This is a genomic window from Paraburkholderia unamae (assembly GCF_003096875.1).
In the GTDB taxonomy this organism is placed as follows: Bacteria; Pseudomonadota; Gammaproteobacteria; order Burkholderiales; family Burkholderiaceae; genus Paraburkholderia; species Paraburkholderia unamae.
The window spans coordinates 348,591-362,199 of the sequence record NZ_QEOB01000005.1 but is presented as its reverse complement, the minus strand read 5'-3'; the positions used below and the strand labels follow the sequence as shown (position 1 = coordinate 362,199).

The window sequence follows — 13,609 nt, the reverse complement described above, 5'->3', positions numbered from 1 at the left end:
TGGGACGACGCGCTCAAGTGCTTGATGCGATTCGTTTTGTGCGCAACGTCGCGGATTGTTGCAGCGGCGGCGCTGCGAGGAAAAACGCGCGTGGGCTTTTCCACAGTTTTTGGTGACAGCCCTGTGAGCAACTTCTGGATAGCTACGCCAAGTCCCTGATTGGAAAGACGAAGCCTGCAAACGACACGGAAGATGCACGTTTTTTGCGCAACAAGGTTGTCCACAGTTTTTGGTGACAAACCTGTTGATAACCGCCTGGGGATCGCGCCAACTCATTGATCCCACGGAGAGTTCATCGCTTCGGTCGCGCTTGCATCAATTTGCGCTTCCTGTGAGCAGTCCGGCAAGCGATGCGCAGGCGGCGCGAGAAGTTTCCCAACAAGCGCCGCCTTCGCCACATCGGAGCCCCCCACGGCCCACCGCGCTCCAGCCACTCAAGCGAGGTCGAGCGCGGCCGTGAGATCCCCCGGCGGCACGTCCCCGCGCGAGGCGAACGCCTGATCGCGCGAGGCCACGCCGTCGAGCGGCGCGAGGCCGTGCACGCGGCTGATGAAGCGCAGGATCGAAGCCGTGTCGTAGAACGTGTGATCGACGTAGCCCTTCTTCGCGAACGGCGCGATCACGAGCGCGGGAATGCGCGAGCCCGGCCCCCAGCGGTCGCCCACCGGCGGCGCAACGGGATCCCACCAGCCGCCGTTCTCGTCGTGCGTCACCACGATCACGGTGTTCGCCCATTGCGGGCCGCGCTGGATGTGCTCGATCACGGCGGCGATGTGACGGTCGCCCGATTCCACATCCGCGTAGCCCGCGTGCATGTTCAGGTTGCCCTGCGGCTTGTAGAACGTGACGGCGGGCAAGCGCCCCGCGTCGATGTCCGCGAGCAGGCGGTTGGTGGACGGATCGTCGCCCGTGCCGCCGTCGCGCAGATGGCGGGCGCGTGCGGCCGTGCCCGGCGCAAAATTCGCAAAGTAGTTGAACGGCTGATGGTGATACTGGAAGTCGGGCACCGCGCCCGTGTCGCGGTGATCGAGCGCGAACTGCCACGCGCCGCTATACCAGGCCCAGTCCACGCCCTTCGCCGAGAGCCGGTCGCCGATCGTCGCGTAGGTTTGCGGCGTGAGCACGCACGGGTTGGACGGATCGGCCAGCGCCGGATTGCCGTCTTCGGCGGGCCGCACATTGCTCGGCTGATACGGCGGCGCCATCGTGTTGACGGCATAGCCGTCGGGCGTGAAGAGTCCGTCGTTCACAAACTTCGGCGGTCCGTCGAGCGCCGACGCCGGCGACTTCGGCGCGGTCTTCAGGCGCGTGCCCGTGGGATCGTCGCCCTCCACGACCGAGGCGAGATGCTTCGCGGCGCCCGCCTGGATGTCCGGGTAATACGGCGCCTGCGCGGAAATCAGGAAGATATGGTTGAGCCACGAGCCGCCGAAGGCGGCCATGAAGAAGTTGTCGCACAGCGTGTACTGCCGGGCGATATTCCAGAGCCGCAGCGTCTGCGCCGAATTCTCGTAGTAGCCCATCACGAGTCCGCCCGAGTCGCCCCACGCGGCGAACTGGTCGTTGCGGCCCGCGTTGATCTGCATCTGGTTCTGATAGAAGCGATGCACGAGGTCGCGCGTGATGATGCCGTTCGGCAACGGCTCGCCGTGCGCGTCCACGATACGAAAGGGCTGGTTCGCGAGGCTGGGATGCGCATGTTCGTCGATCATGTAGCGCTTGCCGTCCAGTTCCTGCGCCTGAGGCACGAGGCCGCCCCAGATCTTCGGCAGTTGCGGCAGCGGCGTCTTGCCATCGCGATCGAGCTGCACATAGCGCTCGGCGCTCACGCTGGCAAGCGGCGTCTGGACGCCGGGATAGTTGCCGTACAGATTGACGAAGCTGCGATTCTCCGCGTAAATCACCACGATCTGGCGCACCTGGTCGCGCAGCGCGGCATCGACGCGCGCGTCGGCGGCGCTGCGGGTCGCGGCCGACGCGTTCTGCTCCGGTGTCTGGCAACCGCCCAGTGCAAGGCCCATGCCTACCGCGGCGAGTCCGCCGAGCACGCGGCGGCGCGCGGGGTCATCCGGGCCCGGGGTGGGCGCCGCGCCGGAAGGGCCGGTGGAAATGGCGTTGTCTGCGGGGCGCCCGGCTTGCGGGTCGTCGTCGTGCTTCATCAGCCTGCCTCCATGTCTTATCGGGGGGACGCGCGCCACGGCGCGCGGCGTACCGCGAATACTACGCAGGAGGATACCGGTTCCTTCGCCGCCAAGTCACTCGGGACGTTTGCCCACGCCGCCGCGCATGATTGCGTTTCAGCCGTCGCGCGGCATGCGCGGCACGATCGCCGCCGCGTTTGGCTGCGCCTGCGCGAGCGTTTGCGCGGGGCGTGGATCGGGCGCCTGGCCATCGTGCGCCGCGCGCGGCGCGCAGGGCAAATCCGCGCGCTCGTGCCGCGGCACGTTGCCTTCGTCGGTCCAGAGCGGATCGGGAATTTCGCCGAACACCTGACGCAGCCGCTCGCCCCACGTCGAATGGATCATCTGGAAATACGCATTCGACGAATCCAGCGACGCATAGCGCGTGACACGCAGCGAGTCGCGCTCGTACACGAGCAGGTCGAGCGGCAGGCCGACGGAAAGATTCGAGCGCAGCGTCGAGTCCATGGAGATGAGCGCGCACTTCGCGGCCTCGTCGAGCGGCGTGCGCGGCGTGAGCACGCGGTCGATGATCGGCTTGCCGTACTTGGACTCGCCGATCTGGAAATACGGATTGACGCTCGACGTCTCGATGAAATTGCCGGCCGCGTAGACCTGAAAGAGCCGCATGGGATGGTTGCCGATCTGGCCGCCCAGGATAAAGCTGCAATTGAAATCGACGTTGAAGCGCTCGAGGGCCTCGGCGTCGCGCCGGTGCACTTCGCGCACCGCCTCGCCCACCACGCGCGCGGCTTCGACCAGGGTCGGCGCGTTCCAGATCGTCGGGCGCGCCGCGTCCTGGGGCTCGGTCAACACTTGCAGCGTCGCCTGCGTGATCGCGAGGTTGCCCGCCACGAGCAACACGAGCACGCGCTCGCCGGGCGTCTCGAACACGGCCATCTTGCGCGACGTGCTGATGTGATCGACACCCGCGTTCGTGCGCGTATCCGAAAGAAACACGAGCCCCTGCTCCACCGCCATTGCCACACAGTACGTCATGCGCCTCCTCTGCCGCGCGCCGTTTCACATCCGTCCGGCCACGCGCGGTCTTCGTTATATCGGGAAAACTATTGTTGCGACGCCTGCGCGCTCACCTGCACGCTGACGTCCAGCGTCTCCGCGGCACCGCCCACGCGCCGCCCGCGCACCGGCGCGGCCGCCTCGTAGTCGCGCCCCACCGCGATCCGGCAATACTTCTCGCTGGCGAAACACGCGTGCGTGACGTCCACGGTCACCCAGCCGTTGTCGAGCCAGACGTCGACCCATGCGTGGCTCGCCATCTCGGGCACGTCGCCCGGGTCGAGGTAGCCGCTCACATAACGCGCCGGCACGCCGCGCGCGCGACACACCGCCAGCATCACATGCGCGTGATCCTGACACACGCCACGACCTAGCGCGAGCGCGTCGGCCGCCGTGTGTGTCACGTCCGTGACGCCCGACTCGTAGCGCACACGCTCGGTCACGCGCGAAGCCGCGTCGAGAATGGCCGCCGCGTCGTCGAGCGGCGGCAGGCTGTGCGCGAATTCGGCGAGGGCCGCGTCGGCCTCGGTCAGTCGCGTGGGCGACGTGAAATGATGCATGGGCACCGGCCCCTCGCCTTCGGGCAAGCGGCCGTCCGGCAGCGGCATGGTTTCCACTTCGCCGCGCACGCGCAGGCGGATTTCCGTGTGCGGACGCGTGAGCACGAGCGTCATCAGCGCGTTGCCGTAGGCGTCGCGGCCCGCGTCGAGCTTGCCCGGCGCATCGACATGCCATTGCGTGACGATCTGCGTGGACGTGGTGAGCGGCGAAAGCCGCAACTGCTGGATCGAATAGTGCACGGGCGCTTCGTAGCGGTACACGGTGTCGTGCCGGATTGCGAGTTGCATGACGGTTTTCCTCCAACAAGACGATGGAAATATCGATGAGCCATATCGGTCAGCCGTATCGGTCAGCGCTCAACCGCCCTACCCGACCGGCAACATCAGATAGGTGCGCGCGACCTGATTGCCCAGTTCGTACACGCGCGCGAGGAACTGCGTGAGATACGTGTGCACGCCCATCGAGAAGATCTGCCGCAAATCCGCATAGAGCAGTTCGGCGCGCAGCTTGCCCGCCGTGCGCTCGACTTCGCGCGAGGTGCCGGTGCGCAACATGGCCAGATTCGCGCACACGCCGTCCAGCGAGGCGAGCAGCGAACGCGGCATCTGCTGGTTCAGGATCAGCAACTCCACCACGCGCGCGGGCGTCACCACGTCGCGGTAGACCTTGCGATAGATTTCGAGCGCCGAAACCGAGCTGAGAATCGAGGTCCAGTAGTAGAAGTCTTCGAGCTGGCGCGCGGCCGAGCGCGAGTCGGCGTTCTCCACTTCGACGAAGCGCACGTCGAGGATGCGCGCGGTGTTGTCGGCGCGTTCGAGGAACGTGCCGAGCTGCGTGAAGAACAGCGCGTCGTCCTGCAACGCCGTGCCAAGACGCACGCCGCGTGAGAGATGCGAGCGGAACTTCACCCATTCGAACAACGCGTCCGGATGCGATTCGAGCTCGCCGCTGCGCAAACGCTCCACGAATTGCAGCCAGGTGTCGTTGATCGTTTCCCACCATTCCGTCGTGAGCGTGCCGCGCACCGCGCGCGCGTTCTCGCGCGTCGCTTGCAGGCACGAATAAATACTCGACGGATTCGTTGGGTCCGCAACGAGAAACTTGAGCACGTTGCTGCTCGTCGTTTCTTCGTGGCGTGCGTCGAAGGCCGGCTCCAGTTCGGAAATACGCAGCATCGCGCGATGCGTGCGCGCCTCGGCGTCCGCGCTGCCCGGCAGCAGCAGCGCCTTCAGGTTGATGTCCAGCATGCGCGCGGTGTTCTCCGCGCGCTCCATGTAACGGGCCATCCAGAACAGATGATCGGCAGTGCGGCTCAGCATGATCGGACCTCTTCTCCTTGAGCGTGCGGCGTAGGCAGCGAAATCACAGGCAATGAAATCATTCGAGCACCCAGGTGTCCTTGGTCCCGCCTCCCTGCGACGAGTTGACGACGAGCGAGCCCTCCTTGAGCGCGACGCGCGTCAGTCCGCCCGCCGCCATCTGGATCGTCTTGCCCGAGAGCACGAAGGGACGCAGGTCGATATGGCGCGGCGCGATGCCCGCTTCGACGAAGGTCGGGCAAGCGGAAAGCGACAACGTGGGCTGCGCAATGTAGTTGCCGGGCCGCGCGATGAGCCGCGCGCGAAACGCCTCGATTTCCTCGCGCGTCGAAGCCGGGCCGACCAGCATGCCGTAGCCGCCCGCGCCGTGCACCTCCTTGACCACGAGATCCGGCAGATGCTCCAGCGTCCACGCGAGATCGTCGGGACGCCGGCATTGCCAGGTCGGCACGTTCTTCAGGATCGGCTTTTCGCCCAGATAGAAGTCGATCATGTCGGGCACATACGGATAGATCGACTTGTCGTCGGCCACGCCCGTGCCCATCGCGTTGGCGAGCGCGACGCGGCCCGCGCGGTACGCCGTGAGCAAGCCCGGCACGCCGAGCGCCGAGTCGGCGCGAAACGCGAGCGGGTCGAGAAAGTCGTCGTCCACGCGCCGGTAGATCACGTCTACGCGCCGCGGCCCCTGCGTCGTGCGCATGAATACATAGTTATCCTCTACGAAGAGGTCCTTGCCTTCCACCAGCTCGACGCCCATTTGCTGCGCGAGAAACGTGTGCTCGAAATACGCCGAGTTGTACATGCCGGGCGTGAGCAGCACGACGACCGGGTCGTCCGCGCCATCGGGCGCGACCGAACGCAGCGTATCGAGCAGCAAATCGGGATAATGCGCGACCGGCGCCACCTTGTGCTGCACGAACAGTTCGGGAAAGAGCCGCATCATCATCTTGCGGTTTTCCAGCATGTAGGACACGCCGGAAGGCACGCGCAGATTGTCTTCTAGCACGTAGAACGCGCCGTCTCGGCCGTCGCGCACGATGTCGATGCCCGCGATATGCGCATACACGCCGAGCGGCAGGTCGATGCCCTGCATCTCCGGCCGGTACTGCGCATTGGTATAGACCTGCTCGGCGGGAATCACACCGGCGCGCACGATGTTGCGCTCGTGATAGACGTCATGCAGAAACAGATTGAGCGCCTGCACGCGCTGGCGCAGACCGCGTTCGAGCAACGCCCATTCGTCTGCGGGAAAAATGCGGGGAATGAGGTCGAAGGGAATCAGCCGCTCGGTGCCCGAAAGGTCGCCGTTCACCGCGAACGTGATGCCCACCCGCCTGAACAGCAGGTCCGCCTCGGCGCGCTTGCGCGCCATCGTCTCACCAGTCTGCTTTGCCAGCCAGCGCTGGAAGCGTTCGTAGTGCGGGCGCACCGCGCCCTCGTCGCGCATCTCGTCATAGACTTGCATCGGTTCGTTCTCGCGCGTGAATGCAGTGTCGCCCGGCATTTCGTCAATTTCGTGACATTGCGACGAGATGCCCTGCGCGCTGCGGTACAAACGAAAAAGCAATTGATATGCCATCGCGCAAGCCGTCATGGATGCGCCCAATTGGTGCAACTCGGGCATGATCGCTGTATCGAAACGGCGCGCGCCAGTGAGCGGCTACGCGCGCGCCTCAAGGTGGTGCACCCTGACATGAACGGAACCGGCGCTACGCGCCCACGCCCACTGCGCATCGCGGCTTGGCGAGCGAGTTTCGCACTGATGCTCGCGTTCGCGCTCGCCGCGCGCCCTGTTTCGCGCGCCGCGCCGCTCGCGACTGCGCAACCGCCGACCGACACACCGGCGCGCACCGCTATCGCCGTGGTTCAAGGCGAGTGGCACACCGATATCTGCTTGAGGAAAGGCGACGCCAACGCCTGGATCGCAGCGCTCGCGCGCGGCTTCGACGAGGCGCGATTCTTGTGCTTTGGCTTCGGAGAAAAGCGTTTCATGGTCGAAGGCCGCCACGATCCGCTCACGATGCTGGGCACGCTCACGCCCAGCGAAGCGGCCATGCAGATGACGGTGCTGCGCGCCACGCCGGAGAGCGCATTCGGCGTGCAAAACGTCGTGGAAGTGCCCGTGGACGACGCCGGGCTGGAGGGCCTGCAACGCTATCTACGCGCCTCGTTCGCAACGGACGCGGCAGGCGCGCCGCAACGGCTCGACAACGGCCCCGATGACGGCAGCCTCTATTTCGCGGCGTCGGCGACCTATGACGCCTTCCACACCTGCAACACGTGGAGCGCGCACGCATTGCGCTCGGCAGGTCTCGCGACGGTGCCCGACACGCTGTTCGCCGGGAGCCTGATGCGCGAAGTGCGCGCCGCGCTGGCGCGGGCTCACTGAGACGCCGCGCCCTCGCGATTACGCGCCGCCGCAAGGCCGGTGCGCCGCTGCACACCCCATTTGCGCCGCCCGAGCAGGAAGTGCAGCCAGCCGAGCGCCGCGCCGCTGTGGCGCATCAACTGGAACGAGAACGGCTCGAAGATGGCGGCCAGCAGCGCCATGCCGAAGCTCGAATGCGCGCGGTCGCCGCTCCAGCGCCGGTAGAGATGGACTGAGTACAGGTGAAATGCGAGATCGATGGCGATCTTGCCGACGATCACGCCGAGCACGGGCAGCACGATCGTGAAGCGGCCGTCGAACAGAAAGCCGAGCAGCAGCGCAAACGCCGTCAAACCATAAATCGGCTGCACGGTGTCGAACGCCTTGACCGGCAACATCATGAGGCCGAGCTTGCCATAGCGGCGATTGCCGGTCATGTCGCGATACCAGTACTGCGTTTGCAGAAAGCCCGCGAACCAGCGGCGCCGCTGGCGCAGGAAGCTCGCGAGCGTGCCGGGCGCGTCGGTGCGTGCGCGGGCCGTGCCGAGCACGCGCACGTCCCAGCCAAGACCTTCGCGCGCCGAGTGGCGGCGCAGGCGGTGGATCAGTTCGTAGTCCTCCACGAGGCAATGCGGATCGAAGCCGCCCACGGTCATCACCGCGTCGCGGCGAAAACCCGCGAACGCGCCGGAAACGAGCAACAGGCTGTCCGCTCGCATCCACGCAAAGCGCGAGATGAAATTACGGATGTACTCGTAGGTCTGGAACCACTGGAAAAAGCGTCCGCTCAACGTATGGTCGCAAACCGGCGTGAGCAGCCCCGCCGCCGCCACGAGTTCGGGCTCGCTGCCGAACGCGCTCGACATCGCGGCGCAGGCGTCCGGTTCGAGCAGCGTGTCGGCGTCCACGGTCATCACCGTTTCGGTTTCGATGGCCAGCAACGCGGCGTTGAGCGCGCGGGCCTTGCCGCCGTGCGCGAGCCTCAGCCAGCGCAAGCTCGGGTATTGCGGCGAAGGCGCACTCAACCGCCCTTCGCCGGGATCGGCGAGACCATAGCGGCCGGTGAGCAGCGCGGCGGTGCCGTCGGTCGAGCCGTCGTCGGCAATCACGATCTGCGCGGGCGCGCGCGTTTGCGCGAACAGCGCGTCGAGCGTGATCGGCAGCACCGCGGCTTCGTTGTGCGCGGCGACGATCACGCCGAGCGCAGGCAGCTTCTCAACGCTAACGGCACTGACGTTCGCGGGCGGCGCAAGCAGCACGCGCGCTTTCCACGCGACGAACAACAGCAACACCGTGTCGTAGACGACATAGGCAATGCCGGTCGACCACGCGACCACGCCTTGCAGGAAGAACGCGCGCGCGAACAGCACGAACCAGAGCACCATGACACTGAGATGAATCACGATGCTCGCCAAAGGCGTAGGAGGCGGCGCGAGGCGCGGCGACGTGCGCGCGAGCGCCTCTTGAAGCGTGTTTTTCAAGTCGTACCCTTCTCGTGTTGCTCAAGGCATCATCCGGCGCAGCACCGAATGACGGTCGATCCATTGATGCTTGAGCGCGCCCGCAATGTGCAGCGCAAGCACGCCGTAAAGCGCATAGCTGCACGCCGTATGCAGCGCGCCGAACTGGTTGTGCAACTGCTCCTTGGTGGCCGGATCGAGATTCATGATGAAGCCGATGCGCGGCCATTGCACGAGGCCGAACAGATACATGGGATGCGAGGCGGCGGCAACCCACGCGGAGTCGTGCAGCCAGCCCGAGAGCGGCATGGCGAAGATCAGCACATAGAGCGCGACGTGTGCGGCATGCGCCGCCGCGCGCTCCCAGCCCGGAAATTCGCGCGGCAACGGCGGCGGGCGATGCGTGAGACGCCACAGCACGCGCAGGATCGCGAGCCCGAGCACGGTGATGCCGATCGACTTGTGCGTGTCGATCACGAAGCGAATGGCGGTGTCCGACAGCGTGCCGTCGGGCAGCAACGCGGCCGTGAGGCCGAGCGCGACGTTCGTGAGGATCAGCAGCGCGATCAACCAGTGCAGGAGCACCGCGACGCGCGTGTACTTCTGCGCGCCGGCGGCGGCATCGGCGAAAGCGGATTCGGCGGAAAGGGAAGTTTTCACGTGAGCGTGCGGTAGCGGGACAGTAGGGATAACGCGGCGCGCGGCAAATTTATTCCCGCCGCGCAACGCCTGCCGCCGGGCCTGCGCGATGCGGCCCCGAGGCGACTCGCGCATTATGCGCTCTTGCGCCTGACGCCGCAGAAGCCGCCAGATGGCAGGCCTGCCAGTTTCGCAGCGGTAACGACGCGTTCGGCGCCGGCGCGCCGCCATGCAACGGCAAAGCCCATGAAACGCGCATGAAACGTGCATGAAACGTGCATGAAGCGCACATGAAAAAACCGGAACGGTGCGCAAGCCCCGTTCCGGTTTTTTCCATCGCTATCGCGTCAAACCGGCGCGTGCGGTGCGACCGCCGCGCGCCGTCGGCAGCTCACTTCCCGCTGCCCGCCTTTTTCTCGATCTGCGCGCCCACGGCCTCGTCGATCTTCTTCCAGTAGTCGAACACGCGCTCGCGCACGGGGCTGCCCACGCCGCTCAGGCTCGCCACCACCTGGTCGATGAGCGACTCGCGCTGCTTGTCGTTGAAGACGTTGCGCACGAGATCGCCCGGCTGGCCGAAGTCGTCGTCCTCGGCGTGCAGCGTGTAGGCGCTGCGCACCAGGTCGCCGTCGGCTTCCCAGCCGTCGTCGGCGGCGCCGGTCGTGTCCGCCCACGGGCGGCCGAAGCTGTTCGGCACATAGGTAGGCGCGTTGCCGCTATGTTCGTAGGCCATGTTGCCGTCGAACATATAGGTCTGCACCGGCACCTTCGGACGGTTCACCGGCAACTGATGGAAGTTCGTGCCGATGCGCGCGCGCTGCGCGTCGTTATAGGCGAACGCGCGGCCCAGCAGCATCTTGTCCGGCGAGAGACCGATGCCCGGCACCGTGTTGCCCGGCGAGAACGCGGCCTGCTCGATCTGCGCGAAGAAGTTCTCCGGGTTCCGGTTGAGCGTCATCGTGCCGACCTTGATGAGCGGATAGTCCTTGTGCGACCACGTCTTCGTGAGATCGAACGGGTTGAAGCGGTACTTCTTCGCCTCCGCGTACGGCATGACCTGCACGGAGAGTTCCCATGCCGGAAATTCGCCGCGCTTGATCGCCTCGAACAGGTCGCGGCGATGGAAGTCCGCGTCCTCGCCCGCCTTGGCCGCGGCTTCGGCGTTGGTGAAGAACTGCATGCCCTGCTTCGTGTGGAAGTGGTACTTCACCCAGAACTTCTCGCCCTGCGCGTTCACCCACATATAGGTGTGCGAGCCGTAGCCGTTCATGTGGCGCCAGGTTTTCGGCAGGCCGCGCTCGCCCATCAGGTACGTGACCTGGTGCGCCGACTCGGGATTGTTGGTCCAGAAGTCCCATTGCATTTCGGCGTCGCGCAGGCCCGAATCGGGCAGGCGCTTCTGGCTGCGGATGAAGTGCGGGAACTTCATCGGGTCGCGCACGAAGAACACAGGCGTGTTGTTGCCCACGAGGTCGTAGTTGCCCTCGGTCGTGTAGAACTTCAGCGAGAAGCCGCGCACGTCGCGCCACGTGTCGGGGCTGCCCATTTCGCCCGCGACGGTCGAAAAACGCGCCAGCATTTCGGTGGACGCGCCTTTCTGGAACAAGGCGGCCTTGGTGTAACGCGAAACGTCTTCCGTGACCTTGAGCTCACCGAATGCGCCCGCGCCCTTCGCGTGCGGCTGGCGCTCCGGCACTTTCTCGCGGTTGAAATGCGCCATCTGCTCGAGGAAATGCACATCGTGCAGCACGATCGGGCCGTCGGGACCGATGGTCAGCGAGTTGCGGTCGCTCACTGCCGGCGCGCCCGTGCTCATCGTCGATTGACCGAGGGACTTGTCGTTCGAAGCACCCATTACCACTCTCCAGAGGATTCGCGGTGGCGGCCGCGCGTGCGCCGCCGGGTCGATTGCCTCGGCGAACGCCGAGCGCAAGCGCCACCACCGCTAGATTGGGGGACCAACCCGGGCCGCTTGTGTGACGCTTTCGCCGCCCGGGCGAACGCCCATTCTGCCCCGTCTGGCAAAGCGCTGCGCTTAAGAGGATCAAGCGCGGACCGGCGCGCGGCGAAGGCGTTCGTCGGCTTGAAAATTTCCACCCAGAATCAGGCGTTTACATAATTGTTGCGACGCACAAAAAGTTCTTGACACGAATTATGGTTGCGTTAATATGAACTCGATTGCTGCATCGCACAAAACCTTCTCTGCGCGAACCGGTGATCGATCCGAAAGTTTTCTCTTTTTCGTAACGAAACCGACGCGTAGCGTCCCTACAGGAAAGACGACATGACTCTGCCGACCCCCGAACAGTTCGCCGCAACCCAGAAAGCCGGCCTCGAAACCCTCTTCGGCCTGACGAGCAAGGCATTTGAAGGCGCGATCAAGCTCGCCGAACTCAACATCGAAACGGCCCGCTCGGCGTTCGCGGAAAGCCAGGAACAAGCCCACCGCGCATTGTCGGCCAAGGACCCGCAAGGCTTCTTCGCCGCCCAGGCCGGCTTCGCCCAGCCCGCCGCCGAAAAGGCGCTCGCTTACGGCCGCAGCGTGTACGGCATCGTCTCGGCCACGCAGGCTGAGTTCGCCGCCGCCGCCCAGGCGCAGTACGAAACGCAGCAACGCACGCTCGAAACGCTCGTGGACAGCGCCGCGAAGAACGCCCCGGCCGGCTCGGAAGCCGCCGTCGCCGCCGTGAAGTCGGCGCTCAACGCCGCCACCAGCGCTTACTCGTCGGTGAACAAGGCCGCCAAGCAGGCTGTCGAATTCGCGGAAAGCAACTTCGACGCCGCCGGCAAGGCCGCGACGAAGGCCGTCGCGCAAGCGTCGGCACGCGTTGCCAAGCAGGCAGCGTAAGCGTCGCTTGCCGCCGGCGGGCAACGCCTGCCGGTCCCAAGACGGGCGTGGGCCTCGTGCAATACGAGGCTTCACGCCCGTTTGTCTTTGGTGCGCGCGCGGCGCCCGGTCAGCGCTCGCAGGTTTGCGTATCGAACATCGTCGCCAGCGCGCAGCCCGACGTGAGCATGCGCGCGCCGTCGTGCCCCACGCCCGGAACGATATGGAAGGTCTGGTTCAGGTTGCCCGGGTGGCGCGCTTGCAGGTAGCGAAAGAAACCTTGCGCGCGCGCCACGCGTTGCGCGCCCTGCGCCTGGGCGGCGCACGATTTGTCGAGTGAGGCCGAGGCCGGGTTGTGATCATTGCCGCCCACGAGATAGACGATGCGGCGCTTCACGTAGTCCGCTTCGAGCTGAGCGGCGCTGCGCCCGGCGATGAACGCGGGCCGGTCCTCCATGCCGTATTTCCAGCGGTCGAATCCCGGGCAAAGCGATGCGTCGAAGGCCGCGGGCGCGCCATTCGCATCGGGGCGCTGGCCGTCGAAATACGCATACGACGAAGGGCTCGCCACCACGAAACGCACGTCGATGCCCTGCGCCGCAAGTGCGTTGGCGCGCGACGCGATCGCATAGCGCTGCAACACCTGCGCGCCGCCCGAGTGCCCGGCGAACACGATCGTTTTCAGATTGGGAAAGAGACGCCGGTCGGCGAGATGCCGCTCTATATCGTCAAGCACAGCGTAGGAACTCACCGGCACGCCGCTCGCGGCGTTCGCCCCGGCCATCCACGCATTGCCCTTCCAGCTCAGGAGATCGCCCGGTGCGTCGTGCGCGCGCACGTCGGCGCCGCTCAGGAATTGCGGCGCGACGAGCAAGGTGCTCGCGGCATCGACGCCCGCCAGTTCCCGCGCGTGCTGGGCGGTGTGAAAGTAGGTATCGGCGTTACGCAGCCTGCCATGCACGATGACCACGGCGCGTTGCACGTCCGGCTGCGGCACGTTCCAGTCCGCGCTTAGATAAAGGGGAAACTGCGCGTGGCCTTGCGGGGTGTCGATGGCGAGGCGCGCGTCGGCGATCGCGTCGACGGGCCGCAGCGGCCGCGCCTGCACCGATGTCGTCGCAGCGACCAGAGCGGTCGCGATAACCAGCCAGCGCAGGACATTCAAACGCATGGAGGCGCTCGCCGCAAAAGGCAGACAAACAGACGGCACACACGCGCCGTCTGTGCAAGAAAAG

General features: G+C 65.9%; 11 protein-coding genes. 2 read left to right on the top strand and 9 right to left on the bottom strand.

The annotated features are described in order from the left end of the window. Positions 1-434 precede the first annotated feature (434 nt). From C7402_RS13385 to C7402_RS13365, 5 genes are all read right to left on the bottom strand, one after another. Positions 435-2,159: an acid phosphatase gene (locus C7402_RS13385; RefSeq protein WP_116611011.1), complete on the bottom strand. Its 1,725-nt coding sequence runs from the start codon at positions 2,157-2,159 to the stop codon at positions 435-437. Between the two features lie 138 nt (positions 2,160-2,297). Beyond that, positions 2,298-3,179 (bottom strand): proteasome-type protease, encoded by an 882-nt coding sequence (locus tag C7402_RS13380; protein ID WP_112173176.1) that lies wholly within the window; start codon positions 3,177-3,179, stop codon positions 2,298-2,300. A gap of 68 nt (positions 3,180-3,247) precedes the next feature. Further along, positions 3,248-4,048 carry a transglutaminase family protein gene (locus C7402_RS13375; RefSeq protein ID WP_112173175.1) on the bottom strand — a complete coding sequence of 267 codons (801 nt, stop codon included), beginning with the start codon at positions 4,046-4,048 and terminating at the stop codon, positions 3,248-3,250. Positions 4,049-4,126: 78 nt separating this feature from the next. Then, on the bottom strand, positions 4,127-5,080 hold the full coding sequence (locus tag C7402_RS13370; RefSeq protein WP_116611010.1) for an alpha-E domain-containing protein: 954 nt from the start codon (positions 5,078-5,080) through the stop codon (positions 4,127-4,129). 58 nt (positions 5,081-5,138) lie between these two features. Beyond that, positions 5,139-6,545, bottom strand: coding sequence for a circularly permuted type 2 ATP-grasp protein (locus tag C7402_RS13365; RefSeq protein WP_112173199.1), 1,407 nt, complete (start codon positions 6,543-6,545; stop codon positions 5,139-5,141). Between the two features lie 297 nt (positions 6,546-6,842). On the opposite strand from C7402_RS13365, the gene C7402_RS13360 reads away from it, so the two are divergent. Continuing rightward, positions 6,843-7,469, top strand: a complete 627-nt coding sequence (locus C7402_RS13360) for a DUF2459 domain-containing protein (RefSeq protein WP_165841884.1) — start codon at positions 6,843-6,845, stop codon at positions 7,467-7,469. Here C7402_RS13360 and C7402_RS13355 read toward each other — a convergent pair. The 3 genes from C7402_RS13355 to C7402_RS13345 all read right to left on the bottom strand — a co-directional run bounded on the left by C7402_RS13355 (position 7,463) and on the right by C7402_RS13345 (position 11,402). Next, positions 7,463-8,929 (bottom strand): glycosyltransferase family 2 protein, encoded by a 1,467-nt coding sequence (locus C7402_RS13355; RefSeq protein WP_116611008.1) that lies wholly within the window; start codon positions 8,927-8,929, stop codon positions 7,463-7,465. The two genes, C7402_RS13360 and C7402_RS13355, sit on opposite strands and share 7 nt — an antisense overlap. A 21-nt stretch (positions 8,930-8,950) precedes the next feature. Further along, positions 8,951-9,568 carry a cytochrome b gene (locus C7402_RS13350; protein ID WP_224038831.1) on the bottom strand — a complete coding sequence of 206 codons (618 nt, stop codon included), beginning with the start codon at positions 9,566-9,568 and terminating at the stop codon, positions 8,951-8,953. 370 nt (positions 9,569-9,938) lie between these two features. Continuing rightward, positions 9,939-11,402: a catalase gene (locus C7402_RS13345; RefSeq protein WP_116611006.1), complete on the bottom strand. Its 1,464-nt coding sequence runs from the start codon at positions 11,400-11,402 to the stop codon at positions 9,939-9,941. Between the two features lie 429 nt (positions 11,403-11,831). Here C7402_RS13345 and phaP point away from each other — a divergent pair, with 429 nt between their 5' ends. Next, positions 11,832-12,395, top strand: a complete 564-nt coding sequence (gene phaP, locus C7402_RS13340; protein WP_116611005.1) for a TIGR01841 family phasin — start codon at positions 11,832-11,834, stop codon at positions 12,393-12,395. A 109-nt stretch (positions 12,396-12,504) separates the two neighbouring features. Here the strand turns inward: phaP and C7402_RS13335 are convergent, their stop codons facing one another. Beyond that, entirely contained in the window at positions 12,505-13,545 is a 1,041-nt protein-coding gene (locus tag C7402_RS13335; RefSeq protein ID WP_244314835.1) for an alpha/beta fold hydrolase, read from the bottom strand. Positions 13,546-13,609: the final 64 nt, after the last annotated feature.

Bases quoted from the DNA above. Each gene is read 5' to 3' on its own strand.
- C7402_RS13385 (WP_116611011.1), bottom strand. From the start codon at position 2,159: ATGAAGCACGACGACGACCCGCAAGCCGGGCGCCCCGCAGACAACGCC.
- C7402_RS13380 (WP_112173176.1), bottom strand. From the start codon at position 3,179: ATGACGTACTGTGTGGCAATGGCGGTGGAGCAGGGGCTCGTGTTTCTT.
- C7402_RS13375 (WP_112173175.1), bottom strand. From the start codon at position 4,048: ATGCAACTCGCAATCCGGCACGACACCGTGTACCGCTACGAAGCGCCC.
- C7402_RS13370 (WP_116611010.1), bottom strand. From the start codon at position 5,080: ATGCTGAGCCGCACTGCCGATCATCTGTTCTGGATGGCCCGTTACATG.
- C7402_RS13365 (WP_112173199.1), bottom strand. From the start codon at position 6,545: ATGCAAGTCTATGACGAGATGCGCGACGAGGGCGCGGTGCGCCCGCAC.
- C7402_RS13360 (WP_165841884.1), top strand. From the start codon at position 6,843: ATGCTCGCGTTCGCGCTCGCCGCGCGCCCTGTTTCGCGCGCCGCGCCG.
- C7402_RS13345 (WP_116611006.1), bottom strand. From the start codon at position 11,402: ATGGGTGCTTCGAACGACAAGTCCCTCGGTCAATCGACGATGAGCACG.
- phaP (WP_116611005.1), top strand. From the start codon at position 11,832: ATGACTCTGCCGACCCCCGAACAGTTCGCCGCAACCCAGAAAGCCGGC.
- C7402_RS13335 (WP_244314835.1), bottom strand. From the start codon at position 13,545: ATGCGTTTGAATGTCCTGCGCTGGCTGGTTATCGCGACCGCTCTGGTC.